The sequence below is a fragment of the Micromonospora sp. CA-244673 genome (assembly GCF_050948395.1).
GTDB lineage: Bacteria > Actinomycetota > Actinomycetes > Mycobacteriales > Micromonosporaceae > Micromonospora.
Map to the genome: position 1 here is coordinate 2,843,882 of NZ_CP192019.1, position 23,937 is coordinate 2,867,818.

Below are 23,937 nucleotides of genomic sequence, written 5' to 3' on the forward strand. Positions count from 1 at the left end.
GCGGCCCGAGCGTTTCCGGAACTTGTTGTCGGCCCCGTGGCCGGGGCCTAGACTCCGACTCGGACCGCGTTGATTCGCGGTCGTCTATCTCGTCTCCGAGGGTCCGGGCCGCCGTCGAAGGCGCCTCGCCGGCGAGCACGCCGCGGGCGCACCCCGCCCTGCGCGGCGTCCCCACCACCTGAGGAGATGCCATGCTGCCCAGAAGGAGAAGGCTCCGACTGCTCGGCGCCGCCGTGGTCGCCGCCGGGCTGGCCGCCCTGGCGGCGGTGACCGCCCCCGGCCCCGCCGCGGCGGCCGCGCTGACCGAGGTGACGAACTTCGGCGCCAACCCGAGCAACCTGCGGATGTACCTGTACGTCCCGGACACCGTCGCCGCCCGGCCGGGCCTGCTCGTGGTCAACCACTACTGCACCGGCACCGGGCCGGCCATGTACTCCGGCACCCAGTTCGCGGCGCTGGCCGACCGGTACGGCTACCTCGTCGTCTACCCGTCGGTGACCCGGAGCAGCCAGTGCTTCGACGTCTCCTCCCCGCAGGCGCTGCGCCGCGACGGCGGCAGCGACCCGGTCGGCATCAAGTCGATGGTCGACCACGTGCGGCAGCGGTACCCCGTCGACCCGAACCACATCTTCGCCACCGGCGTCTCCTCCGGCGCGATGATGACCAACGTGCTGCTCGGGCTCTACCCGGACGTGTTCAGCGCCGGCGCGGCCTTCGCCGGGGTGCCCTTCGGCTGCTTCGCCACCACCAACGGCTCCGAGTGGAACAGCGAGTGCGCCAACGGCCAGGTCGTGAAGACCCCGCAGCAGTGGGGTGACCTGGTGCGCAACGCGTACCCGGGATACAGCGGGCGGCGGCCCCGGATGCAGCTCTGGCACGGGACCAACGACGAGACGCTGCGCTACCCGAACTTCACCGAAGAGATCAAGCAGTGGACCGACGTGAACGGGCTGGGCCAGACGCCGGCGTACACGGACAGCCCGCAGGCCGGCTACACCCGCACCCGCTACGGCGGCACCGGCGGCACCGCGACGGTCGAGGCGATCAGCATGCAGGGCGTCTCGCACAACCTGCCGGTCGACGCGGCCCAGGCCGTGCGCTTCTTCGGCCTGGACACCACGACGCCGACGAGCCCGCCGCCCACCAGCCCGCCGCCGACGAGCCCCCCGCCCACGACGCCGCCGCCGAGCACGCCGCCGCCCTCGGGCGGATGCCGGGTCGCGTACGCGGTGAACGCGTGGAACACCGGGCTGACCGCGTCCGTGACGATCACCAACACGGCCGCCACGGCGGTCAACGGCTGGGGCCTCGCCTTCACCCTGCCCGCCGGGCAGAGCATCACCAACGGCTGGAACGCCACGTACGCGCCGGCCAGCGGGGCGGTGACCGCCCGCAACGTCTCCTACAACGGCGCCATCGCCCCGAACGGCTCGGTGAGCATCGGCTTCCAGGCCACCCACACGGGCAACACGGGCAGGCCCACCTCCTTCGCCCTCAACGGCACCCCCTGCACGCTCGCCTGAGCTCCGCGCGGCGGCCGCCGGGAGGGCGTTCCCGGCGGCCGCCCCGGGCTTAGTTCCGGACTTTTCACAAGGCGCGAAAAAAGTCTCGGACACGGCGTCGAAGAATTGACATGTATCCCTGTCCGGAGGAAGGGTCCAGCGGAACGACGGCCGCGACACGTTGCTGCCCGTCCGTCGTTCCGCCCCCACCACCCCCGCCACGGAGACGCCCATGTCACCCGTCCCGCCGCACCACCGTCCATCCCGTCCACCGCTGCGCCGGCCGCTCGCCGTGCTCGCCGCGCTGCTCGCCACCGTGGCACTGGTGGCACCGCCGTCCCCGGTCCGGGCGGCCGACCCGCTGCTCTCCCAGGGGCGGCCCACCACCGCCTCCTCGGTGGAGAACGCCGGCACCCCGGCCGGCAACGCCACCGACGGCAACACCGGCACCCGGTGGTCCAGCGCCTTCGGCGATCCCCAGTGGATCCAGGTCGACCTGGGCGCCACCGCCACCGTCTCCCGGGTCACCCTGGCCTGGGAGGCCGCGTACGCGCGGGCGTACCAGATCCAGACCTCGACCGACGGCGCCGCCTGGACCACCGTGTTCAGCACGGCGGCCGGCGACGGCGGCACCGACGACCTCACGGTCAGCGGCACCGGCCGCTACGTGCGGATGACCGGCACGGCCCGGGCCACCGCCTACGGCTACTCGCTGTGGGAGTTCCAGGTCTACGGCATCACCGGCGGCGGCGCCGGCTGCGACACCGCGACCAACGCGGCGCAGGGCCGGCCCGCCACCGCCTCGTCCACCGAGAACGCCGGCACCCTCGCCACGGCGGCGGTCGACGGCAGCGCCACCACCCGCTGGGCCAGCGCCGCCAGCGATCCCCAGTGGCTCCAGGTCGACCTCGGCAGCGTCCGGACCCTGTGCCGGGTCGTTCTGAACTGGGAGGCCGCCTACGGGCGGGCGTACCAGATCCAGACCTCCACCGACGGCGCCGCCTGGACCACCGTGTACGCCACCACCACCGGGGACGGAGGGACCGACACCCTCACTGTCAGCGGCTCCGGCCGATACGTGCGGATGTACGGCACCGCCCGGGCCACCGGCTGGGGATACTCGCTCTGGGAGCTCACCGTGAACACGACCGGCGGCGGCACCATCCCGGGCGGCGGCTCGCTCGGCCCGAACGTCATCACCTTCGACCCGTCGATGTCCAGCGCGAGCATCCAGAGCCAGCTCGACGCGGTCTTCCGCACCCAGGAGTCCAACCAGTTCGGCACCCAGCGGTACGCGCTCATGTTCAAGCCGGGCGACTACTCCGGCATCAACGCGCAGATCGGCTTCTACACCTCGATCATGGGGCTCGGCCGGAACCCCGGCGACGTCCGGATCCACGGCGACGTCACCGTCGACGCCGGCTGGTTCAACGGCAACGCCACCCAGAACTTCTGGCGGTCGGCGTCGAACATGCAGGTGTTCCCGTCGGCCGGGTTCACCCGGTGGGCCGTCTCGCAGGCCGCGCCGTTCCGCCGCATGGACATCCAGGGTGACCTCAACCTGGCCCCGAACGGCTACGGCTGGGCCAGCGGCGGCTACATCGCGGACAGCCGGGTCACCGGCGTGGTCCAGCCGTACTCGCAGCAGCAGTGGTATACCCGGGACAGCAACGTCGGCGGCTACCTCAACGCCGTGTGGAACATGACCAACTCCGGCGTGGCCGGTGCGCCGGCCACCAGCTTCCCCAACCCGGCGTACACCACCCTGGCGCAGACCCCGGTCAGCCGCGACATCCCATACCTGTACCTCGACGGCGGCGGCAACTACCAGGTGTTCGTCCCGTCCACCCGGACCAACGCCAGCGGCGCGTCCTGGCTGGGCGGCGCCACCCCCGGCACCTCGGTGCCGCTGAGCCAGTTCTACGTCGCCAAGCCGGGCGACTCGGCCGCCACCATCAACGCGGCGCTGGCGCAGGGCCTGAACCTGCTCTTCACCCCCGGTGTCTACCCGGTCAACCAGACCATCACGGTCAACCGCCCCGGCACCGTGGTGCTCGGCGTCGGCTACCCGACGCTGATCCCGCAGAACGGGGTGACTCCCATGAGCGTGGCCGACGTCGACGGGGTCCGGCTGGCCGGGCTGCTCTTCGACGCCGGCCCGGTCAACTCGCCGGTGCTGCTCCAGATCGGCGCGGCCGGCTCGACCGCGAGCCACGCCGCCAACCCGACCTCGATCCAGGACGTGTTCTTCCGGATCGGCGGCGCCGGCGCGGGCAAGGCCACCACCAGCCTGGTGGTCAACCAGAACGACGCGCTGATCGACCACATCTGGGCGTGGCGCGGCGACCACGGCACCGGCATCGGTTGGACCGTGAACACCGCCGACACCGGCCTGATCGTCAACGGGAACAACGTCACCGGGCTCGGCCTGTTCGTCGAGCACTACCAGAAGCACGAGGTGATCTGGAACGGCAACAACGGGCGCGTCATCTTCTTCCAGAACGAGTTGCCGTACGACCCGCCGAGCGCGTCGGCCTGGATGAACGGCTCCCGGGTCGGCTACGCCGCGTTCAAGGTGGCCGACGCGGTCACCTCGTTCGAGGGCTGGGGGATGGGCAGCTACTGCTACTTCAACGTCGACCCGACCATCGCGGCGTACCACGGCTTCGAGGCGCCGGCCAGGGCGGGCGTACGGTTCCACAGCCTGCTCACCGTCTCGCTCGGCGGCAACGGCTCGATCACCCACGTCATCAACGACACCGGCGGCACCGCGCAGGGCACGAACACCGTTCCCGTGAACGTGGTCAGCTACCCGTGACCGTGCCGGGGGCGGTGGGGAGACCCGCCGCCCCCGCGCATGACGGGGGCCCCGGCGGGTACGCGACCCCGAACGGGGAACCAGCGGGAACGGAGGAACGGGATGAAGGTCCGAAGCTCCCTGCGCGCGCTCAAGCGCAAGGCCAACTCGATCGTGGTACGCCGCCGCGGCAAGGTGTTCGTGCTCAACAAGGCCGATCCCCGGCAGAAGGCCCGGCAGGGCTGACCGGCGTGGCCGACATCCTCATCACCGGGGCCGGCAGCGGCCTCGGCCGAGGCGCCGCGCTCGGCCTGGCCCGGGCCGGCCACCACGTCGTCGCCGGCGCCGAGATCTGGCCGCAGGTACGCGACCTGCGCGCCGAGGCCGAGCGCACCGGCGTGACCCTCGACGTGATCAAGCTGGACGTGACGGACGCGGCCGACCGCGCCGCCGCCCGGCGGCACCGGGTGGACATCCTGGTGCTCAACGCCGGAGTCCAGGAGGCGGGGGCGGTGGTGGAGATCCCGATGGACCGCGTCCGCCGGTCCTTCGAGGTGAACGTCTTCGCGCACCTGCACCTCGTGCAGGACCTCGTGCCGCCGATGCTCCAGCGCGGCGCCGGCAAGGTCGTCTGGGTGTCCTCCGCGGTCGGCATCCGGACCCGGCCGTTCGTCGGCGTCTACGCCGCCACCAAGCACGCCATCGAGGCGCTGGCCTGGGCCATGAAGGGCGAGCTCGAACCGCGCGGCGTCCGGGTCGCCGTGGTCAACCCCGGCCCCTACCGGACCGGCTACAACGACACCGGGGTGGAGGCGATGTCCCAGTGGTGGGATCCGTCGACCGCCCTGCTGGACCGGCCCGACTTCGCCGACTACCTGGAGCACCAGCGCGACCCGCGGGAGATGGTCGAGGAGATGGTCCGGGTGATCCCGGCCGACCATCATCCCTTCCGGACGGCCTGGCCGGAGGAGATGGGGCAACGGCTCAGGGAGTTCGAGTCGCAGGTCTGGGACGCGACGACGTGACCCCGGTCGGGGCCGCGTCGCCGGCGCGACGGCCCGGCGCGAGCAGCCGGGCGGCGCCGAAGCGCGCCAGCGGCCCGTAGATCCGGGCCGAGTCGGTCAGCGAGGAGAAGTGCGACGAGGCGTTGCCGGCGTGGTAGCGGGTGGCGATGGGGACCTGCGCGATCGGCAGTCCGGCCCGGGCCGCGTGGAGCAGCACGTTCATCTCGTACTCGAACCGCTCGCCTGGGACGGCCCGCAGCCAGCCGAGCAGCCCGGCCGGGTACGCCCGCAGCCCGGTCTGGGTGTCCCGCACCGGGACGCCGGTGGCGAGGCGGAACGCCGCCCGGGTCGTCACGTTGCCGAACCGGCTGCGCAGCGGCACCTCGCCGTCGAACCGGCGGACGCCCAGCGTCGGCGCGCCGGTCTCGCGCATCCGGTCGGCGACGCGGACGACGTCGGGGATCAGGTGCTGCCCGTCGGCGTCCACGCACACCACGTCGCGACCGGGGTGGTGTGCGGCGACGTACCGGAAGCCGGTCTTCAGCACGATGCCCTTGCCCCGGTTGACCCGGCGCCGCAGCACGGTGGCACCCCGGTCGCGGGCCGCCGTGAGCACCCCGGCCGCGGTCGGGCCGCTGCCGTCGTCGACGACCACCACGTGCGCCACGGGCAGCGCGACGACCAGGTCGTCGACGAGCCGTGGCAGGCGGTCCCCGGGTCGGTACACCGGCACCAGCACGATCACGGAACCTCCCGGGTGGACCCGTCGCCCGCCGGCCCCGCCGTCGGGGCCGATCGACGACCGTCCTTACCCGTGGCGCCGGAAGGTGAATCCCACCCGGTCAGCGGCGGAACAGGTCCGCGACACGCTGCGCCGAGCGGGCCAGGTCGCGTTCCCGCCGCAGCAGCGCCTCCGGGGTACGCAGGCCGAGGTAACACACCCGGCTGGCGGCCCGGGCCACCCGCTCGCCGCCGGCGGGCACCGGGTCGGGCCCGGTCACGGGCACGTCCAGCAGCGCCGCGCCGGACAGCCCGAGCACCTTGCCAGCGAGGAACCGGATCCGGGGCAGGTGCCACGGGTGGGAGACCAGCCCGAGCGGCCGCGCCGGGGTGAAGACCTCACCGGCGAGCAGTCCGTCCTGGACGGTGTGCGCCAGGTTCTGCAGGGTGGTCCGGGACCGGGTCTCGGCGTGCAGGCGGGCGTGCCGGTCGAGGCCGGCGGCGCGGGCGAGGGCCAGCATCAGCTCGCCCTCCCGGTACCCGGCCGGGGGGCCGGGCGCCCCGGCGGGACCGTGCGGCCAGCCGCCGGTGAACACCAACCGCGCCCCGGCGGCCCGCCGGAAGTCCGCAGCGTGCTCGTGGACGTACCCGATGGCGGCCCGGGCCCGGGCGGTGCTCTCCGCGCTGAGCCGGTAGCCGTCGTCGCCCGCGACCACACCGCGCCCGAACACCAGCAGCACGGTGGCGGTCGGCGTCATCCGACCCACGGTACGCCGACCGGCGGTCAGCCCCCGGCCGTGCCGGGCGGCGGTCAGTCCCGTCCGGCACGGGGCGGTCAGTCCCGTCCGCGCCGGGCGGCGGTCAGTCCTCGTCGGCGCCGGGTGGCCACGGTGGCTCGCCCACGCCGGTGATCCGCACCCCACCCCACGGGTCCGCCTCGGCGAGCCGGCCCCGGGCGACCCGCTCGCCTACCCGCACCTCGACGTCGCGCCGGCCCGAGCGGAGCAGTCGCAGCACGCGGGGCTCCGGCTCGATCCGCCCAGCCCAGTGGTAGCGCCCGTCGACCGGCTCCCAGCGCCCGCTGGCGTGCAGGCGGACCGCGGTGCCGGCGATCTCGGCCGGGCCCTGCCAGCTCACCGGTCGATCCGCTCGTGGGCGCGGGTGAGCTCGTGGGGCAGGTCGGCGCCGCGCCGGACCCCTTCGATGCCGCTCCAGAGCAGGGTGGTCAGGTAGTCGGTGAGTGCGGCCCGGCGGATCGGCTGGCCGTGCGTGGCCCACCAGTCGCCGACCGCCTGCACGAACCCGACCAGCCCGTACGCCCAGGGTTCGGCGGGGCCGGCGTCGAGCCCGAGCGCGCGCAGCCGGTCGCCGATGACCCGGGCCAGGCCGGTGGCCACCTGCCGGCTCGTGCCGGCCACCACCTGCTGGATGCCGGGATGCCCGGCCTCGTGCAGCAGGAACCGGTAGAGCGTCGGCTCGGACTCGATGATGCTCAGGTAGGCGTCGATGGTCGCCTCGACCAGTGCGCGCTCCTCGCGGACCTGCTCGACGGCGGGTGCCACGGCGTCGACGACCCGGGCCGCCACCACCTCGCTGACGGCCAGCCAGAGCTGGGCCTTGTCGGCGAAGTAGCGGTAGAGCACCGGCTTGCTGACCCCGGCCGTGGCGGCCACCTGGTCCATGTCGACGGTCGGCCCGTGCCGCAGCAGCGCCTGCACGGCGGCCCCGATCAGCTCCTGCCGTCGCTGCTCGCGGTGGTCGGCCCAGCGGTCGCGCCGGCCGGTGCGCGGAGGTGTGGCCGGCTCCGGCGGTGCGTCCGAGCCATTGACATCGGTGGAGGTGCGTCGCATGCTACCACTCGTAACAGTTACTTGAAGTTACGTCAACCAGGAGGGGCCATGGAGGGGACGTCGGCCGGATTCCCGCGCGAGGCGGTGGCCACCCGCCTGCTCGCCGCCTCGGTGCGCACGAGCTACGACCCCGTCGTCGACATCGACTGGTCGGCGCCGCACACCCCCGGGGCGTACTGGATGCCGCCGCGGCGCAGCAGCCTCTACGGCACGGCGCTGTGGGAGGGGATGAGCGAGGAGCAGCGGATCGAGCTGACCAAGCACGAGGTGGCCAGCGCGGCCAGCGCCGGGCTCTGGTTCGAGACGATCCTCATGCAGATGCTCATCCGGCACTACTACGACGCCGACCCGACCACCCGGCACGCCCAGTACGCGCTCACCGAGGTCGCCGACGAGTGCCGGCACTCCATCATGTTCGGTCGGCTCATCGAGGCCATCGGCTGCCCGGTCTACCGGGCCGATCCGGTCGACCACCTGCTCGGGCGCTGGCTCAAGGCCACCGCCACCGGCCCGCAGATGTACGCGGCCATCCTCATCGCCGAGGAGATCCTCGACGCCTTCCAACGGGAGGCCATGGCCGACGAGACGATTCAGCCGCTGATCCGCATGGTGTCCCGGATCCACGTGGTCGAGGAGGCCCGGCACGTGCGGTTCGCCCGCGACGAGCTGGCCCGCCAGGTCGAGGCCGCCGGCCCCGTCGCGCTGGGCTACGCGCGGCTGGTGATCGGGCGGGCCGCGTACTCGATCACCCGCCGCCTGGTCAATCCGCGGGCCTACGCGGCCGTCGGCATCGCGCCGGCCGTCGGGGTGGCCGCGGCCCGGGCCAACCCGCACTGGCGGGCCACCCTGCGCTGGTCCGCCCAGCGCATCGCCGAGCACCTCACCGAGCTGGGCCTGATCGCCGGGCCGGGCCGGCTGCTCTGGCGCCGCTCCGGCCTGCTGGAGGACTGACCGACGGCGGCCCCCCGGCCCCAGGGGAGTAGCACTGACCCGCATCTAGGTAGGCGCCGAGGGGAGAGGCGGACGCCGATCCGTGCAGCCTTCCTCAGCGACCCCAGCGCTGCCCCGAGCGCAGCCGGAGGGCGTTGCAGACGTCGAACACGCCGGACACGTCCCAGGCCAGCTCGCCGGCCACCCGGCGGGTCTCCGGGTCGGCCACCATCCCGGCCAGGATCACCACCCGGTTCTGTGCCGTCACGGTGATCTGCTGTCGCCGGGTGGTCCAGTCGATGCTCAACCGCTGTGCCACCAGCGCGGCGAGCCGCACGTCCGCGTCGTCGGGCGCGGGCCCGTCGTTGGCGAACGGGAAGTCGGGGTACGGCCAGGACATCACGAGCTGCGGGCTCCTTCGACTCGTTCGCGGCTCTCCACCGGCGCCTCGGGCCGGCGGGGCGCCGCCGCCACGACCGGACCGCCCAGCGCCCGGGCGCGGCTGTCGAAGACCGCGAAGACCCCGTCCAGCCGCATGGTGTGCAGCACGGTGCGCACGAACCGGGACGGCGCCACCAGGCACAGCCGCCGCCCGTCCCGCCGGGCCTCCTGCCGGGCCCGGACCAGCAGCCCCAGCCCGGCCGAGTCGATCACCTCGACCTCGGTGAGGTCGACCAGCACCCGGTCGCCGACCGTGGCGGCCTGCGCCAGCGCCCGGCGTATCCGGTCGGCGGAGTCGGTCTCGGGGACGGCGGGGGCGCCGCCGACCTCGTCCAGGTCGTCGACGCCGAGGCCGCCGGCCTCGACGGTGGCCCGCGCGCCGCACCGCGGGCAGTGGTGCGGCCCGGAGGCGAAGGGTGAGCCGACCCAGCCGTTCTCGAACACCAGCGTCCAGACCACCTCGGCGTCCGGCAGGATGCAGCCGGTGCCCGTGACGCTGTCACCGCAGCCGTCGCAGATGAGCAGCATCAGGTGCTCCGAGGGTACGACCGTCACGATCCCTCCTTCCGCCGCGCGCCCGACCGGGACGGCGGTTCCTTGCCGGTCGCCGGGCGGCCGGCGGCGATGACCGCGAGGACGACCGCGACGGCGGCGAAGCCGGACTGCACGACCAGCGGCCACACCGCGGGTCCGCCGGGACCGCTGTCCACCAGGCCCGCGACGATCGCGCCGAGCAGCGCGGCGGCGACCCCGAGCGCGAGGGTCAGCCAGACCGGCGCGGCCGTGCGGCCCGGCACGACCAGGCGGCCCACCGCCCCGATCGCCAGCCCGACGACGAGCGCCCCGACCAGCGTGCTGCCGTTCACGGTTCCTCCCTCGCGGCCCCGCATGTCCGGTCCGCTCCACCCTCCGCAGGGATCGTGGAGGGCGTCGCGCGGTTGTATGTCATTTCCATGACAAAAGCCGGGAACGGCTGACGCATTTGGGTGACCCGTGCGCGGGCGGTCATGATGCGCATATGACGGCCGTACTGGTGATCGAGGACGACGACCGCATCCGGCTCGCACTCCTGCTCGCCCTGGAGGAGGAGGGCTATTCCGCGTCCGGGGCGGCGACCGCGGAGGAGGGGCTGCGCCGGCAGCGGGAGGACCCGGCGGACAACGTGCTGGTCGACCTCATGCTCCCCGGCCTCGACGGGTTCGAGTGCATCCGCCGGCTGCGCCGCGACGACGACGTCCCGATCGTGGTGGTCAGCGCCCGCGACGACACCCACGACATCGTCGCCGCGCTGGAGGCCGGCGCCGACGACTACGTGGTCAAGCCCGTGGCGATCAAGGAGCTGTCCGCCCGGCTGCGGGCCCTGCGCCGGCGCGGCCGGGTCGTGGCGGACGCCGTCCCCGCCCAGGTCTTCGGCGACCTGGAGATCAGCCCCGAGGCCGGCGAGGTCCGCCGCGCGGGTCGTCCCGTCCCGGTGACGCGGACCGAGTTCCGGCTGCTCTGCGAGCTGGCCGAGCACGCCGGCCGGGTGCTGTCCCGGCAGCAGCTGCTGCGCCGCGTCTGGGGGTACGAGACCGGCGACGAGCGCCTCGTCGACGTGCACGTGGGCCGGCTGCGGCAGAAGATCGAGCCGGACCCGGCCAACCCCCGGCACCTGGTCACCCTCCGCGGCCTCGGCTACAAGCTCCAGCGATGACCCGCCTCGGACTGCGCGCCCGGGTCACCGCCGCCTTCGCCGTCGGCGCGTTGCTGCTCGCCGCGGTGATGGCCCTCTTCTCGTACGACCTGACCCGCCGCTCGCTGCTCGACGAGCGGGAGCGCACCGCCGTCCGGGCCGCCTACTACGACGCCGCGGTGGTCCGGTCGGGGCTGGACACCGGGACCCCCGACGTGGTGGCGGTGCTGCGCTCGCTGGACACCGGCAGCAGCCGCCGCCCGCTGCTGCACCTGCGCGACGGCTGGTACGCCCGCACCGCCGACGTCGGTGCCGGCTCGGTCCCGGTGGAGCTGCAACGGATGGTCGCCGCCGGCCAGCCGGCCGTGCAGCGGGTCCGCCTCGACGGGCAGCCGACGCTGCTGGTCGGCGTCCCGCTCGCCGGCGAGCTGGGCTACTACGAGCTGACCTCGTTGCGCGAGGTCGAGGGGACCTTCCAGGTGGTCGGGCTGGCGCTGACCGCGGTGGCCATCATGGTGGCCGGGGCCGGCGCGGCCCTCGGCTGGTACGCCACCCGGCACAGCGTCCGGCCGCTCACCGCGGTCGCCGACGCCGCCGAGCGGGTCGCCGCCGGGGACTTCGCCACCCGGCTCGACCCCACCACCGACCCGGACCTCACCCGGCTCTCCACCTCGTTCAACCACATGGTCGACCAGTTGGTGCGGCGGATCGACCGGGACCGCCGGTTCGCCGCCGACGTCAGCCACGAGCTGCGCTCGCCGTTGCAGACCCTGGCCGCGGCCGCGAGCGTGCTGACCCGCCGCCAGGAGCACCAGGACGCGCGTACCGCGACGGCGGCGGGACTGGTCGCCGACGAGGTGGCCCGGTTCCAGCGCCTGGTGGACGACCTGATCCAGCTGGCCCGCACCGAGCAGCCCGCGCACCGCGACACGGTCGACGTCGCCGAGCTGGCCCGGGCCGCCTGCCGGGAGCGGGAGCTGCCGGAGAGCCTCGTCGAGGTGACCGCCGGCACCCCGGCGCAGTGGCGGGTCGACCGGCGCCGGGTGGAGCAGATCCTGCTGAACCTGCTCGACAACGCCGTGCGCTACGGCGGTGGCCCGGTCGCCGTACGCCTCGGCATGCACGACGGGATCGGCGTCCTGGAGGTCGACGACGAGGGGCCGGGCGTGCCGGCGGCCGACCGGGAGGTCATCTTCGACCGCTTCGTCCGGGGTCGGGCGGCGCACGCCCGGGCCGGCACCGACGGCACGGGCCTCGGTCTCGCCCTGGTGGCCCAGCACGCAGCCGCACACGGCGGGCAGGCCGGCGTGGTGGACCGGGAGCGGGGCGCCCGGTTCCGGGTCGAGCTGCCGGGGGCGGGCGAATGACCCGGCGGCTGCTCCCGGCGCTGTTCGCCGCCGCGCTGCTCGGCGGCTGCGGGGTGCCGGTCGACGACGAGCCCCGCCCGGTGCGGCGGCCCCCGGGCAGCTTCCCGACCCCCGTGGGCACGGCGACGGCCGAGCCGGACGGGCGGGTGGACGAGCCGCTCTGCTTCGTCCGGGGCGACGGGCTGGCGGCGGTCACCCGCCGGGTCGACGGCCTGCCCGGTGTGGACGCGCACCTGCAGCACCTGCTGGCCGGGCCGGACGGCGCCGAGCGGAACCGCGGCCTCGCCACCGCCCTGCCGGGCACGGTCGCGGTGGCCGGGGCCACCCTGGCCGGCACCGTGGCCACCGTCGACGTGCGGCAGGCCGGTGAGGAGACCGGCCGCAACGACGAGGTCCTCGCCTTCGGGCAGATCGTCTGCACGCTGACTCAGCGCCCGGACGTGGACAGCGTGGCGTTCCGCCGCGACGGGCAGCCGCTGGAGGTGCCCCGGGCCGACGGCAACGTGTCCTCGCTGCCGCTCACCGCCGCCGACTACCGGCCGCTGGTGCGCCGCTGACGACCAAAGTGGCGCGGGCCACGGCGCTTTTGTCCGTTCTCGGGCGAAATCGCCATCGTCCGTTCGGTTGATTAGGCGGCAGACTTTGGTCTAGGGTGACTGGCACGACCGGTGCTCGGGAGGCACCCGTTCTCCTCAGGACAGGAAGGGCAGCATGACCACGATGACCATCGCGCCGACGACGACCGCCGAGGTGCACCGCACGGCGGTGACCGGCGAGGAGACCCGGGCCAGCGAGCTGATCGCGGCCCTGGCCGAGCTGCCCGAGGGCCACCCGGGGCGGCCGGCGCTGCGCAACCAGGTCATCGAGGCGTGGCTGCCGCTGGCCAACCACCTCGCCGCCCGCTACAGCGGCCGGGGCGAGCCGGCCGGCGACCTGGCCCAGACGGCGGCCCTCGGTCTGATCAAGGCGGTGGACCGGTTCGACGCCTCCCGGGGCGTGGACTTCGCCGGCTTCGCCATCCCGACCATCCTCGGTGAGATCAAGCGGCACTTCCGCGACCGCACCTGGAACATCAGGGTCCCGCGCCGCCTCCAGGAGCTGCGGCTGCGCATCTCCGAGGCCAACAGCACGCTGACCCAGACCCTCAACCGGGCCCCGACGGTCGCCGACATCGCCAGCCACCTCGACGTCACCGAGGAAGAGGTGCTCGAGGGCCTGGAAGGCGCCCGCGCCTACAACGCCGTCTCGCTCTCCACCCCGATCGGTGACGGCGACAGCGCCACCGAGCTGGGCGACACCCTCGGCACCGAGGACAACGAGTACGAGCTGGCCGAGCTGCGCGCCTCCCTCGGCCCGGCGCTCGCCACCCTCGACGAGCGCGAGCAGAAGATCCTCACCCTGCGCTTCTACGGCAACCTGACCCAGAGCGAGATCGCCGCCCGGGTCGGCGTGTCCCAGATGCACGTGTCCCGGCTGCTCGCCCGCGCGCTGACCAAGCTGCGCGGCCAGCTCACCGAGGCCTGATCCGTCCGGGCGGCCCGCCGCCCGGGCTCGTTCACACCCGGTTCACGCGAGCGCTGCCGCCTCGCCCGGACCCGCGCACCGCCGCCGACTCCCCTCGGTGGCGGTGCGTCTTCCTCTCCACCCCGCCTCGCCCGTCCAGCGGGCCGGGGCGGGTCTGTGCATACTTGCGCCGTTGCAATCGTTGCCGGGGGGCACCCGGCTGTCCCAGAGGCGGTAGTGGTGGTCGACCAGACGATCCCGCGGCGACGCGAAACGACCCCGGCGGCCGGTGCCCCGGTGGCCGATCCGGGCCTCCGGCAGCTGTTGGCCGGCCTCACCGCGGTCCGGGACGGCGACTTCGGCACGCGGCTGCCGGAGGACGCCGACGGGCTGCTCGGCGAGATCGCCACCGTCTTCAACGGGATGGTCGACCAGCTCTCCCTGTTCACCTCCGAGGTGACCCGGGTGGCCCGGGAGGTCGGCACCGAGGGGCAGCTCGGCGGCCAGGCCGACGTGCCGGGCGTCTCCGGCACGTGGAAGGACCTGACCGATTCGGTCAACGCGATGGCCGGCAACCTGACCGACCAGGTGCGCGACATCGCCGAGGTGGCCACGGCGGTGGCCCGGGGCGACCTCTCGCAGAAGATCACCGTCGACGTGCGCGGCGAGATCCTGGAGCTGAAGGTCACCATCAACACGATGGTGGACCAGCTCTCCTCGTTCGCCGACGAGGTGACCCGGGTGGCCCGGGAGGTCGGCAGCGAGGGCCGCCTCGGCGGCCAGGCCGAGGTGCCCGGCGTCGCCGGCACCTGGCGCGACCTGACGGACTCGGTGAACTTCATGGCCGGCAACCTGACCAGCCAGGTGCGCAACATCGCCCAGGTCACCACGGCCGTGGCCCGGGGCGACCTGTCCCAGAAGATCACCGTCGACGCCCGGGGCGAGATCCTGGAGCTCAAGAGCACCATCAACACGATGGTGGACCAGCTCTCCTCGTTCGCCGACGAGGTGACCCGGGTGGCCCGGGAGGTCGGCACCGACGGCCGGCTCGGCGGGCAGGCCCAGGTCAGCGGCGTCGCCGGCACCTGGCGCGACCTCACCGACTCGGTGAACTCGATGGCGGTCAACCTGACCGACCAGGTGCGCAGCATCGCCCAGGTGGCCACGGCGGTGGCCCGGGGCGACCTCTCGCAGAAGATCACCGTCACCGCGCACGGCGAGATCCTGGAGCTGAAGAACACCATCAACACGATGGTGGAGCAGCTCTCCTCGTTCGCCGACGAGGTGACCCGGGTGGCCCGGGAGGTCGGCACCGAGGGCCGCCTCGGCGGCCAGGCCGACGTCAAGGGCGTCTCCGGCACCTGGAAGGACCTCACCGAGTCGGTGAACGTCATGGCGGACAACCTCACCGCCCAGGTCCGCAGCATCGCCGAGGTCACCACGGCGGTCGCCAAGGGTGACCTGACGCAGAAGATCCGCGTCGACGCCCGGGGCGAGATCCTCGCCCTGAAGGAGACCATCAACACGATGGTCGACCAGCTCTCCGCCTTCGCCGACGAGGTCACCCGGGTGGCCCGCGAGGTCGGCACCGAGGGTCGGCTCGGCGGTCAGGCCCGCGTCTCCAACGTGGCAGGCACCTGGAAGGACCTGACCGACAACGTCAACGAGATGGCGAACAACCTGACCAACCAGGTGCGCTCCATCGCGCTGGTCGCCACCGCGGTGGCCCAGGGCGACCTGAGCCGGCAGATCACCGTCGAGGCCAAGGGCGAGGTCGCCGTGCTCGCCCAGACCATCAACACGATGGTCGGCACGCTCAGCGCGTTCGCCGACGAGGTGACCCGGGTGGCCCGCGAGGTCGGCACCGAGGGGCAGCTGGGCGGCCAGGCCCGGGTGCCGAACGTGGCGGGCACCTGGAAGGACCTGACCGACAACGTCAACTCGATGGCGAACAACCTCACCGGCCAGGTGCGCAACATCGCCCAGGTGACCACCGCGGTGGCGCAGGGCGACCTCACCAAGAAGATCGACGTGGACGCCCGCGGCGAGATCCTGGAACTCAAGACCACCATCAACACGATGGTCGACCAGCTCTCCAGCTTCGCGGCCGAGGTGACCCGGGTGGCCCGGGAAGTCGGCAGCGAGGGCCGCCTCGGCGGTCAGGCCGAGGTCGAGGGCGTCTCCGGCACCTGGAAGCGGCTCACCGAGAACGTCAACGAGCTGGCCGGGAACCTGACCCGGCAGGTGCGCGCCATCGCCGAGGTGACCAGCGCGGTCGCCACCGGCGACCTGACCCGCTCGATCACGGTCGACGCCTCCGGCGAGGTCGCCGAGCTCAAGGACAACATCAACTCCATGGTGGAGTCGCTGCGCGAGACCACCCGGACCAACCAGGAACAGGACTGGCTCAAGACCAACCTGGCCCGCATCTCCGGCCTCATGCAGGGCCACCGGGACCTGGAGGTGGTCGCCGGGCTGGTGATGAACGAGCTGGCCCCGCTGGTCTCCGCGCAGCTCGGCACGTTCCTGCTGGTCGACGAGACCACCGACGGCCGTGGCCTGCGGGTGGTCGGTGGCTACGGCCACGACGCCACCCGCCGCCGGTACGCCCTCGGCGACTCGCTGGTCGGGCAGGCGGCGCTGAGCAAGCGGGCCATCGTGGTGGACGCCGTGCCGGCCGACTACGTCACCGTCTCGTCCAGCCTCGGCGCGGCCGTGCCGCTGCACCTGGTGGTGCTGCCGATCCTGTTCGAGGACCAGGTCCTCGGCGTCATCGAGCTGGCCAGCATGGGCCGGTTCACCGAGATCCAGCGCGACTTCCTCGAGCAGCTCACCGAGACCATCGGCGTCAACGTCAACACCATCGTCGCCAACGCCCGCACCGACGTGCTGCTGACCGAGTCGCAGCGGCTGGCGGCCGAGCTGCGGGCCCGCTCCGAGGAGCTGCAGGCCCGTTCCGAGGAACTCCAGAGCTCCAACGCCGAGCTGGAGGAGAAGGCCGCCCTGCTAGCCCGGCAGAACCACGACATCGAGACGAAGAACTCCGAGATCGAGCAGGCCCGCCAGGAGCTGGAGGCCCGAGCCCAGCAGCTCGCCCTTGCCTCCAAGTACAAGTCGGAGTTCCTCGCCAACATGAGCCACGAGCTGCGTACGCCGCTGAACTCGCTGCTCATCCTGGCCCAGCTGCTGGCCCAGAACCCCAACCGCAACCTGACCCCGAAGCAGGTCGAGTACGCCACCGTCATCCACTCGGCCGGCGCCGACCTGCTCCAGCTCATCAACGACATCCTCGACCTGTCCAAGGTCGAGGCCGGCAAGATGGACATCAACCCGGAGACGTTCGAGCTGTCCACGCTGCGCGACTACGTCGACGCCACGTTCCGCCCGCTCACCACGCCGCGCGGCCTGGAGCTGGACCTGGTCACCGGCCCGGACGTGCCGGCCCGGCTGCACACCGACGAGCAGCGGCTGCGGCAGGTGCTGCGCAACCTGGTCTCCAACGCGGTCAAGTTCACCGAGAAGGGCCGGGTGCAGCTGCGCATCGAGCGGGCCCGCCCGGACGAGCTGCCGGCCGGGATGCCGCCGGCGGAGACCGTCATCGCGTTCCGCGTCGTCGACACCGGCATCGGCATCGCCGAGCAGCACCTGACCGCCATCTTCGACGCGTTCCAGCAGGCCGACGGGACCACCAGCCGGCGCTACGGCGGCACCGGCCTGGGCCTGTCGATCAGCCGGGAGATCGCCCGGTTGCTCGGCGGGCAGATCACCGCGGAGAGCGTCCTCGGCCAGGGCAGCACCTTCACCCTCTACCTGCCCGCCACGGTCGCCGCGCCGCTGCCCGACACCGGCCTCGGCGTCCCGGCCGCGGCGACGGCGGCTCCGGTCGAGTCGGAGGCCCAGCGCTGGGTGGCGCAGCAGCAGCGGCGGGTGCTGGTGCTCGAACCGCACGAGAAGGGCCTGCTCACCCTGCTGGTCCGCGGGGTGGCCGCGGAGACCGGCGGCCCGGTCGAGGTGTCGACGGCGGTGGACGTCGAGGCGGCGGTCGGCACGCTCGCCCGGCACCGCCACCACCTGCTCGTGGTGCAGCTCGACCCGGCCGACGAGCACGGCACCGCGCTGCTCAAGGCGCTGCACGAACACCCCGACCTGCGCGGCCTGCCGGTGCTCGCGTACCACGGGCAGCCGCTCGCCGCCGGGCAGGAGACCCTGCTCCAGGGGATGGCCGCGGACCGCCCGCTGGAGATCCTCGGCAGCCTCGACGAGCTGCGGGAGCGGATCGTGCTGCACCTGACGGCGGACGCCCCGGAACGGGTGCCGTCGTTCACGGCGCCGGTCACCGACCGCAGCCCGGTCGGTGATCCGGTGGTCCGGGAGCTGTCCGGCCGCAAGGTGCTCGTGGTGGACGACGACGCCCGGAACGTCTTCGCCCTGACCAACATCCTCGAACTGCACGGCATGGATGTGGTCTACGCGGAGAACGGCCGCAAGGGCGTCGAGACGCTGATGCGGCACGACGACATCGACCTGGTGCTGATGGACGTGATGATGCCCGAGATGGACGGGTACGCGGCCACCGCCGCGATCCGGGCCATGCCCCGCTACGCGGACCTGCCGATCATCGCGGTGACCGCGAAGGCGATGCGCGGGGACCGGGAGAAGAGCATCTCCTCCGGCGCCAGCGACTACGTGACCAAGCCGGTCGACGCGGAGGACCTCCTCACCTGCATCCACCGCTGGCTGACCAGCTGACCCTCGCCTCAACAGCGGGATTCGTGCGGAACCATCTCGTTCATCAGCTGGGTCAGCGCATAGTCGTGGCGACCGTCCGCCAGCTCGGCGGTGTCGATCCTGGCCGAGAACATCAGGCCGTGCTTGACGACCAGGGAGACGGGAGCCGGGAAGCCGTTGGCGGTGTCGTCAACGTTTTCCCGGAAGCCGTCGGGGGGCACACCGGCGGTCACCGACTCCACCACGGGAGCATCCCCCTCCGCGACGATCTCCCACACCGTGCGGGTGTCGGTCTCGCCCTCCCGTGGTGGCATGGTGAGGCGCAGATAGCTGATCGGGCAGGCGCGGTCGAACCGCAGGACGAGCGTGCCGTCAACCACTTCAGCTGTCACCCGCTCGCCGCCGGTCGAGTCGCAGGCGAGCACCGCGGTGGCGACGAGCGGCAGGACCAGGCCCAGACGCCAGCCGGCGGCTCGACGACGTGTCCGTCCTCTCGGGCGACGACCCGCTCTCCGGGCACCGAACGTCAATTGCCACATTGGGGCCCCTCCCGCCATCCGCGACCCGCCGAGCATCGTCAGTATTCGCGATGTCTCCCGCCTATGCCATGGGCGTTCGTGGGCCGGTGACCCCGCCGCCCAGCGTGCGCACCGCGGTCGAGGACACCGCGGCCAGCTCGGGCTGCGCGGGCAGGAACACGGTGGGGACACCCAGCGACTGGTTCATCGCGGCGAGCTGGTACTCGGTCCGAAGGTCGGTGGTGTTACGCACGCCGCGGACGATCACTCCTATGCCGTGGCGACGGCAGTAGGTGGAGGTCAACCCGCTCCAGGCCGCAACGGTGACGGAGGTCCAGTCGACCGGCAGAGTGGCCCGGACAGCGGCCGCTCGCTGCTCCTCGTCGGTGCCCGGTTGCTTGCTGCTGTTGACCGCGACGAGCACGACCACCTCGTCGAAGAGGTCGCGTGCCCGGTTCACCACATCCAGATGCCCGGGAGTGAAGGGATCAAAGCTGCCCGGGTAGACGGCTCGCACGCGTGCGCGCCCAAGGGTGCGTGCGGTCGAACCCGGTCCCGGCGACGGTTCGGGTGTCACGGCCGCAGGACCCGCCGCGCATCGCGGACGACCTGCTCCGAGGCCAACGGGGCCCACGAGGCGAACAGTTCCCGGAAGTAGGTGCCGTGCCGGTCCGCCACCGCGGGATCGTGCTCGATGACGTCCAGTTCGTTGACGATGCTCAGGTCCACAAGTGACCGAAGTTGAGCCGCGTCCGGCGTTCTCACCTGACGTACGAAGCGGTCGAACACCTGGCCGGTCTGTGCCAGCTCCCGCCAGCTGCGTCCACGGTCGCAGGCGCCATACAGATAGACGAGCTCCTCGGCGTCGGCGCCGACGAGATCCCGCAGCACGGCGCGATCGGCCCGATCGAGCAGGGTGAGGTCGAACCCGTCGGTGCCGTAGACGGCGTGGGTGAGGCCCGCGGCCTGCACGTCACTGCCGCAGCCGAGCACGGCGAGCCGTTCGCTGACTCGACACAGGTGGGCGTACAGGTTGCCCCCGGGATGCGGGATCTGCTCAGCTCCATGCCGGCGGAGCCAGACCCGCACGCCTTCGTCGGTGCTCATGGCCCGACTGTAGGTATCCGCTGTCGCATTCGCTGGCCCCTGGGTGTGGGCAATATGTCACACCGCCGTGGACACGTCCGCCGACCTGCGCCGTCCCCAGGCCGGCCGGCGATCTTGTGGCACCGTTCGCAGTGGGCTTCTTCGCGTCCCGCTCAGATCGGTCAACGGCGCACCCGGTAGCGCAGGTGCAGCACCCGGTTGCCCTGAATCACCACGTCAGGACCCTCCAACAGGTGCTGCGCGGGGACCGACCCGAAGTAGCGTTTGCCGGGGGCGGCCCGGCGGGCAGGTCGCCGGCCGGGCCGCTCCGGAGGTGGTTCAGTTCACCACGGTGCCGGGGGTGGCGGCGGCACCACCGGTGGGCGGTCGTCGCAGGTGATGGTGTTGGGCAGGAGCCAGGGGGCGAGCCAGCCGCCGTCGTTGCCGCCGAGGTCGGTGAGCGCGAACTCCGAACCGGCCGGCGTGAAGTGGAACGATCCGCAGTTGTTCACCCCGACCGCCCCGACGTTGCGCGCGTCCACGTTGGCGAAGGAGGCCGAGCCCGCGGTGCGGGCGCTCACCACCGAGGTGCCGGCGCCGTCGACCCTGATGTCCCGGAAGTGGACGTTGTCGATCGCTACGGCGTCCTTCACCGGCCAGTCGCTGACCAGCATGATGGCGTTGTAGGTGTTGTCGAGGTAGCGGTCGCCGGTCACCTGGATGTCGGCGTCGATGCTGCGGTCCAGCGCGTAGAACCAGATGGCGCCGAGGCCGAGGTTCCAGTTCAGGTCGTACGTGCCGGCCCGGACGGTGGTGTTGCCGGTGATCCCGAGCCGGCCGGCGAACGGCTCGGCGCCGAACCGGGAGCCGACGTGGATGGCGCTGCCCTCGCGGACCGGGTCGGCGATCAGGTTGTGCGAGACGGTGAGGTCGCTGCCGCCGTAGAGGGCGATGCCGTTGGCCAGGACCGGGGACTGCACGGTGTTGTGGTCGAAGGTGTTGTGCGCGTTGCCGGTCCGCTCCGACCACATGGCCAGGGCGTCGTCGCCGGTGTTGCGGATGAAGCTGTGCGAGATGGAGGAGTGGGTCACGCCGGTGTGGAAGTTCAGCCCGTCGGCGATCTGATCGGCGATGACCGTGTTGGTGACCCGCAGGTCGGTCATGGGCCCGTCGAACCACAGGCCGACCTTGGTGTGGTGCAGGTAGAGGCCGTCGACGCTGGAGTGGTTGAGTGCCCCGCCGATGGCGTTGACCTGGTCGGTGTCGATGCGCTCCCGCACGTCGCCCTCGATGGCGAAGCCGGAGAGGTGGACGTCGCTGCTGCCGCCGTCGGCGGCGTCGCGGCCGTAGAAGCCGACGCCGGTGTGCACCGAGCCGTCGGGGGCGGGGGTGTCCAGGGCGACCTCGCGGCCCTTGACGACGGTGTACCAGCTGCCGGCGCCCGCGATCGTCACGTCGTCGACGGTGATGTGCCGGTTCACCTGGTACGTGCCCGGCGGGAGGTAGAGCGTGCGGTCCACGCGGCGGGCGTACGCGATCGCCCGGTCGAAGGCGTCGGCGGACTCGCGGCGGCCGGTCGGGTCGGCGCCGAAGGCCAGCACGTTCACCGCGCGGGGCAGCACCCGGGGCGGGGCGACGAGGTGCGCGTCGAGCAGGTCGATCACCGTCCACGCCGCGGCCGTGCCCGTCGGCGCGGTCAGCCGGACCACCTCGCCGGCGCGGTGGGTGCGGCCCAGCAGCAGGCGCTGCTCGCCGTAGAAGTGGTGCGGCCGGAACGGCTTGGTGATGGTGGGCGCGGGTGTGGTGGCCGCCGGCACGCAGGAGCACTCGGTGATCCACCAGTCCGGGTGGAGCAGGTCGGCGTCGGGGTCGTTGGTGAACGGGTACTGGTTGTAGAGCCAGGCGTACTGCGAGGTGAGCGTCATGGTGCGGGCCGGTCCGTGCCCGACGGCGACGCGCAGCGGCGCGGTGATCCCGCCGCCGCCGGGCGCGTCGGGGATGCTGTACCGGACGGTGAGCGCGTTCGTGGCCCTCGGGAGGGTGAACTCGACGTACTGGCCGGGGGAGAGGCGGACCGCCCGCCGCCCGGAGGCCTCGCCCGCGAGGGTGTAGGCGGCGCGGTCCGGGCCGATGACCGTGCCGTTGGTCCGGCCGTGCTCGGCCTCCTGCTCGACGAAGTCCACGGTGGCGCCCCGGCCGGTGACGAGCGCCGGGTCGAGCCCGGCCCGGGTGACCACGGGGGTCGGGCCGGCGTGGCCGGCGGCCAGGGCGGCGCTCCCGGACGGTACGGCCAGCGCGACGGCGACGGCCGCCGCCCCGAGGATCCTGGCGATCGGCACGGCCGGGCGACGGCCCGCCGCGCCTTCCACGCTCCGCTGCATCGGACTACCCACTTTCGCCGGGGGACGGGGGAGACGGTGGTGGCGTCGGCGCGGCTTGGACGCGCCCGCCGGAAAGGTGCCTCATGTTATTCCTGGGGTTTGTCAATATTCAAGCGTCTGTTTGTTAGGATCTTTCGAGGCTGAGAACGGCCCCGGCGACCCGGCGTGGTGGGTGCCCGGCGACCCGGACCAGGCAACGACCCGCCAGCCCTTGTTCATTTCTTGCAAGAACACGACGTACGATTGCGGCCGTGACGAAACGCTTGACGGAGGTGGCCCGCAAGGCGGGCGTCAGCGAGGCCACCGTGAGCCGCGTGCTCAACGGGCGCGGGGGCGTGTCCGAGGCGACCCGGACCGCGGTGCTGACCGCGCTGGACGTGCTCGGCTACGAGCGTCCGACCAAGCTGCGCGGCGAGCGGGCCCGGCTGGTCGGTCTGGTCCTGCCCGAGCTGCAGAACCCGATCTTCCCGGCGCTCGCCGAGGTGGTGACCGGCTCCCTCGCCCAGCGCGGCTTCACCCCGGCTCTCTGTGCCCGCACGATCGGCGGGGTGTCCGAGTCGGACTACGTGGAGATGCTCCTCGACCATCAGGTCTCCGGCGTGATCTTCGCGGGCGGGTCGTACGCCCTGGCCGACGCCACGCACGAGCACTACCGCCGGCTGACCGACCGGGGCCTGCCCGTGGTGCTGGTCAACGCGGGTGTCGACGAGCTGGGCTTCCCCCGGGTCTCCACCGACGACGCGGTGGCGGTCGAGCAGGCGTACGGGCACCTGCGCTCGCTCGGGCACGAACGCATCGGCATGGTGCTCGGTCCGGAGGGGCACGTCCCGTCCCGGCGGAAGCTGGCCGCGATGATCCAGGCCGCGGGCTGGGCGGACGACACCGCGTACGTGGAGCGCTCCAGCTTCTCGATGGAGGGGGCACGGGTCGCGGCGACGAAGCTGATCGAGCGTGGCGTCACCGGTGTCATCTGCGCCAGTGACGTGCTGGCCCTGGGCACCATCCGCGCCGCGCGGCGGCTGGGCCGTGCGGTGCCCGCCGACGTGTCCGTGGTGGGCTTCGACGACTCCGCCTTCATGACCTGCACCGACCCGCCGTTGACCACCGTCCGGCAGCCGATCGAGACCATGGGGCAGGCCGCGGTGGACCTGCTGGTCACCCAGATCGAGGGGGCCGGCGTGCTGCGCGACGAGCTGCTGTTCGAGCCCGAACTCGTGGTGCGGGGCTCCACCGCGCCCGTCCCCGGCCGCTGACCACCGCGCCGGGCGCCGGGCGGGCGCCCGGCCCTCGACCGGCTGCCTGACCTCCCGGCGACCTTCCGGCCGTCGACCGCTGCACCGCGGTCGGCGGCCGTTCCCGTCGTGGCCCACTGAGCTGGGACCGAAGCGGACGAGAGCCGGAACTGAGGCGGCACGCGGGAAGCTGTCGACATCTGTCG

Annotated in this window: 22 protein-coding genes; 11 read left to right on the forward strand and 11 right to left on the reverse strand. The window is 72.9% G+C overall.

Annotated features, from left to right (window positions below):
• Positions 1 to 191 precede the first annotated feature (191 nt).
• From ACQP12_RS13305 to ACQP12_RS13320, 4 genes are all read left to right on the forward strand, one after another.
• On the forward strand, positions 192 to 1,523 hold the full coding sequence (locus tag ACQP12_RS13305; protein ID WP_433287863.1) for an extracellular catalytic domain type 1 short-chain-length polyhydroxyalkanoate depolymerase: 1,332 nt from the start codon (positions 192 to 194) through the stop codon (positions 1,521 to 1,523).
• Positions 1,524 to 1,734: 211 nt separating this feature from the next.
• The gene (locus tag ACQP12_RS13310; RefSeq protein ID WP_433287865.1) at positions 1,735 to 4,320 is read left to right on the forward strand and encodes a discoidin domain-containing protein; all 2,586 of its coding nucleotides are present in this window, start codon (positions 1,735 to 1,737) and stop codon (positions 4,318 to 4,320) included.
• A 102-nt stretch (positions 4,321 to 4,422) separates the two neighbouring features.
• Positions 4,423 to 4,545: a 50S ribosomal protein L36 gene (locus tag ACQP12_RS13315; protein ID WP_091265774.1), complete on the forward strand. Its 123-nt coding sequence runs from the start codon at positions 4,423 to 4,425 to the stop codon at positions 4,543 to 4,545.
• Positions 4,546 to 4,550: 5 nt separating this feature from the next.
• Positions 4,551 to 5,324 (forward strand): SDR family oxidoreductase, encoded by a 774-nt coding sequence (locus ACQP12_RS13320; protein ID WP_433287867.1) that lies wholly within the window; start codon positions 4,551 to 4,553, stop codon positions 5,322 to 5,324.
• On the opposite strand, the gene ACQP12_RS13325 is transcribed toward ACQP12_RS13320, so the two are convergent.
• From ACQP12_RS13325 to ACQP12_RS13340, 4 genes are all read right to left on the reverse strand, one after another.
• Positions 5,284 to 6,048: a glycosyltransferase family 2 protein gene (locus ACQP12_RS13325; RefSeq protein WP_433287869.1), complete on the reverse strand. Its 765-nt coding sequence runs from the start codon at positions 6,046 to 6,048 to the stop codon at positions 5,284 to 5,286. The genes ACQP12_RS13320 and ACQP12_RS13325 overlap by 41 nt on opposite strands.
• 97 nt (positions 6,049 to 6,145) lie before the next feature.
• Positions 6,146 to 6,781 (reverse strand): YdcF family protein, encoded by a 636-nt coding sequence (locus ACQP12_RS13330; protein ID WP_433287871.1) that lies wholly within the window; start codon positions 6,779 to 6,781, stop codon positions 6,146 to 6,148.
• A 103-nt stretch (positions 6,782 to 6,884) separates the two neighbouring features.
• Complete coding sequence (locus ACQP12_RS13335; RefSeq protein ID WP_357945146.1) at positions 6,885 to 7,160, reverse strand: DUF4873 domain-containing protein; 276 nt, start codon at positions 7,158 to 7,160, stop codon at positions 6,885 to 6,887.
• Entirely contained in the window at positions 7,157 to 7,873 is a 717-nt protein-coding gene (locus ACQP12_RS13340) for a TetR family transcriptional regulator (RefSeq protein WP_433287873.1), read from the reverse strand. Before ACQP12_RS13340 ends, ACQP12_RS13335 begins: the two co-directional genes overlap by 4 nt.
• 48 nt (positions 7,874 to 7,921) lie before the next feature.
• On the opposite strand from ACQP12_RS13340, the gene ACQP12_RS13345 reads away from it, so the two are divergent.
• Positions 7,922 to 8,824 carry an AurF N-oxygenase family protein gene (locus ACQP12_RS13345; RefSeq protein ID WP_357945151.1) on the forward strand — a complete coding sequence of 301 codons (903 nt, stop codon included), beginning with the start codon at positions 7,922 to 7,924 and terminating at the stop codon, positions 8,822 to 8,824.
• Between the two features lie 94 nt (positions 8,825 to 8,918).
• Here ACQP12_RS13345 and ACQP12_RS13350 read toward each other — a convergent pair whose 3' ends face one another.
• Genes ACQP12_RS13350 through ACQP12_RS13360 form a run of 3 tightly spaced genes read right to left on the reverse strand, consistent with a single transcriptional unit; the run spans position 8,919 to position 10,110 of the window.
• Positions 8,919 to 9,203 carry a BON domain-containing protein gene (locus ACQP12_RS13350; protein ID WP_433287876.1) on the reverse strand — a complete coding sequence of 95 codons (285 nt, stop codon included), beginning with the start codon at positions 9,201 to 9,203 and terminating at the stop codon, positions 8,919 to 8,921.
• Positions 9,203 to 9,799 carry an STAS domain-containing protein gene (locus tag ACQP12_RS13355; RefSeq protein ID WP_433287878.1) on the reverse strand — a complete coding sequence of 199 codons (597 nt, stop codon included), beginning with the start codon at positions 9,797 to 9,799 and terminating at the stop codon, positions 9,203 to 9,205. The genes ACQP12_RS13350 and ACQP12_RS13355 overlap by 1 nt, the downstream gene beginning before the upstream one ends.
• Entirely contained in the window at positions 9,796 to 10,110 is a 315-nt protein-coding gene (locus ACQP12_RS13360; protein ID WP_433287880.1) for a hypothetical protein, read from the reverse strand. The genes ACQP12_RS13355 and ACQP12_RS13360 overlap by 4 nt, the downstream gene beginning before the upstream one ends.
• 152 nt (positions 10,111 to 10,262) lie before the next feature.
• On the opposite strand from ACQP12_RS13360, the gene ACQP12_RS13365 reads away from it, so the two are divergent.
• The 5 genes from ACQP12_RS13365 to ACQP12_RS13385 all read left to right on the forward strand — a co-directional run bounded on the left by ACQP12_RS13365 (position 10,263) and on the right by ACQP12_RS13385 (position 18,535).
• On the forward strand, positions 10,263 to 10,937 hold the full coding sequence (locus ACQP12_RS13365) for a response regulator transcription factor (protein ID WP_357945161.1): 675 nt from the start codon (positions 10,263 to 10,265) through the stop codon (positions 10,935 to 10,937).
• A complete protein-coding gene (locus tag ACQP12_RS13370) occupies positions 10,934 to 12,283 on the forward strand; it encodes a sensor histidine kinase (protein WP_433287882.1) in 1,350 nt (449 codons plus the stop codon). Before ACQP12_RS13365 ends, ACQP12_RS13370 begins: the two co-directional genes overlap by 4 nt.
• The gene (locus tag ACQP12_RS13375) at positions 12,280 to 12,840 is read left to right on the forward strand and encodes a GerMN domain-containing protein (RefSeq protein WP_433287884.1); all 561 of its coding nucleotides are present in this window, start codon (positions 12,280 to 12,282) and stop codon (positions 12,838 to 12,840) included. Before ACQP12_RS13370 ends, ACQP12_RS13375 begins: the two co-directional genes overlap by 4 nt.
• 154 nt (positions 12,841 to 12,994) lie before the next feature.
• Positions 12,995 to 13,807, forward strand: coding sequence for a SigB/SigF/SigG family RNA polymerase sigma factor (locus ACQP12_RS13380; RefSeq protein ID WP_357945168.1), 813 nt, complete (start codon positions 12,995 to 12,997; stop codon positions 13,805 to 13,807).
• Between the two features lie 276 nt (positions 13,808 to 14,083).
• The gene (locus ACQP12_RS13385; RefSeq protein WP_433287886.1) at positions 14,084 to 18,535 is read left to right on the forward strand and encodes a HAMP domain-containing protein; all 4,452 of its coding nucleotides are present in this window, start codon (positions 14,084 to 14,086) and stop codon (positions 18,533 to 18,535) included.
• Between the two features lie 8 nt (positions 18,536 to 18,543).
• On the opposite strand, the gene ACQP12_RS13390 is transcribed toward ACQP12_RS13385, so the two are convergent.
• The 4 genes from ACQP12_RS13390 to ACQP12_RS13405 form a co-directional block, all read right to left on the reverse strand.
• Positions 18,544 to 19,053: a hypothetical protein gene (locus ACQP12_RS13390; protein ID WP_433287888.1), complete on the reverse strand. Its 510-nt coding sequence runs from the start codon at positions 19,051 to 19,053 to the stop codon at positions 18,544 to 18,546.
• A gap of 61 nt (positions 19,054 to 19,114) precedes the next feature.
• Positions 19,115 to 19,492, reverse strand: coding sequence for a pantetheine-phosphate adenylyltransferase (locus ACQP12_RS13395; RefSeq protein ID WP_433287890.1), 378 nt, complete (start codon positions 19,490 to 19,492; stop codon positions 19,115 to 19,117).
• Positions 19,493 to 19,605: 113 nt separating this feature from the next.
• Positions 19,606 to 20,139: a DUF6817 domain-containing protein gene (locus ACQP12_RS13400; RefSeq protein ID WP_433287892.1), complete on the reverse strand. Its 534-nt coding sequence runs from the start codon at positions 20,137 to 20,139 to the stop codon at positions 19,606 to 19,608.
• A 323-nt stretch (positions 20,140 to 20,462) separates the two neighbouring features.
• The gene (locus tag ACQP12_RS13405; RefSeq protein ID WP_433287894.1) at positions 20,463 to 22,499 is read right to left on the reverse strand and encodes a glycosyl hydrolase family 28-related protein; all 2,037 of its coding nucleotides are present in this window, start codon (positions 22,497 to 22,499) and stop codon (positions 20,463 to 20,465) included.
• A gap of 251 nt (positions 22,500 to 22,750) precedes the next feature.
• Between ACQP12_RS13405 and ACQP12_RS13410 the strand changes: the two genes are divergently transcribed.
• The gene (locus ACQP12_RS13410; protein ID WP_357945182.1) at positions 22,751 to 23,752 is read left to right on the forward strand and encodes a LacI family DNA-binding transcriptional regulator; all 1,002 of its coding nucleotides are present in this window, start codon (positions 22,751 to 22,753) and stop codon (positions 23,750 to 23,752) included.
• Positions 23,753 to 23,937: the final 185 nt, after the last annotated feature.

Coding starts and splice junctions, on each gene's coding strand:
- ACQP12_RS13365 (WP_357945161.1), top strand. CDS start 10,263: ATGACGGCCGTACTGGTGATCGAGGACGACGACCGCATCCGGCTCGCA.
- ACQP12_RS13340 (WP_433287873.1), bottom strand. CDS start 7,873: ATGCGACGCACCTCCACCGATGTCAATGGCTCGGACGCACCGCCGGAG.
- ACQP12_RS13390 (WP_433287888.1), bottom strand. CDS start 19,053: ATGTGGCAATTGACGTTCGGTGCCCGGAGAGCGGGTCGTCGCCCGAGA.
- ACQP12_RS13310 (WP_433287865.1), top strand. CDS start 1,735: ATGTCACCCGTCCCGCCGCACCACCGTCCATCCCGTCCACCGCTGCGC.
- ACQP12_RS13330 (WP_433287871.1), bottom strand. CDS start 6,781: ATGACGCCGACCGCCACCGTGCTGCTGGTGTTCGGGCGCGGTGTGGTC.
- ACQP12_RS13405 (WP_433287894.1), bottom strand. CDS start 22,499: ATGCAGCGGAGCGTGGAAGGCGCGGCGGGCCGTCGCCCGGCCGTGCCG.
- ACQP12_RS13350 (WP_433287876.1), bottom strand. CDS start 9,203: ATGTCCTGGCCGTACCCCGACTTCCCGTTCGCCAACGACGGGCCCGCG.
- ACQP12_RS13345 (WP_357945151.1), top strand. CDS start 7,922: ATGGAGGGGACGTCGGCCGGATTCCCGCGCGAGGCGGTGGCCACCCGC.
- ACQP12_RS13305 (WP_433287863.1), top strand. CDS start 192: ATGCTGCCCAGAAGGAGAAGGCTCCGACTGCTCGGCGCCGCCGTGGTC.
- ACQP12_RS13375 (WP_433287884.1), top strand. CDS start 12,280: ATGACCCGGCGGCTGCTCCCGGCGCTGTTCGCCGCCGCGCTGCTCGGC.
- ACQP12_RS13400 (WP_433287892.1), bottom strand. CDS start 20,139: ATGAGCACCGACGAAGGCGTGCGGGTCTGGCTCCGCCGGCATGGAGCT.
- ACQP12_RS13370 (WP_433287882.1), top strand. CDS start 10,934: ATGACCCGCCTCGGACTGCGCGCCCGGGTCACCGCCGCCTTCGCCGTC.
- ACQP12_RS13315 (WP_091265774.1), top strand. CDS start 4,423: ATGAAGGTCCGAAGCTCCCTGCGCGCGCTCAAGCGCAAGGCCAACTCG.
- ACQP12_RS13380 (WP_357945168.1), top strand. CDS start 12,995: ATGACCACGATGACCATCGCGCCGACGACGACCGCCGAGGTGCACCGC.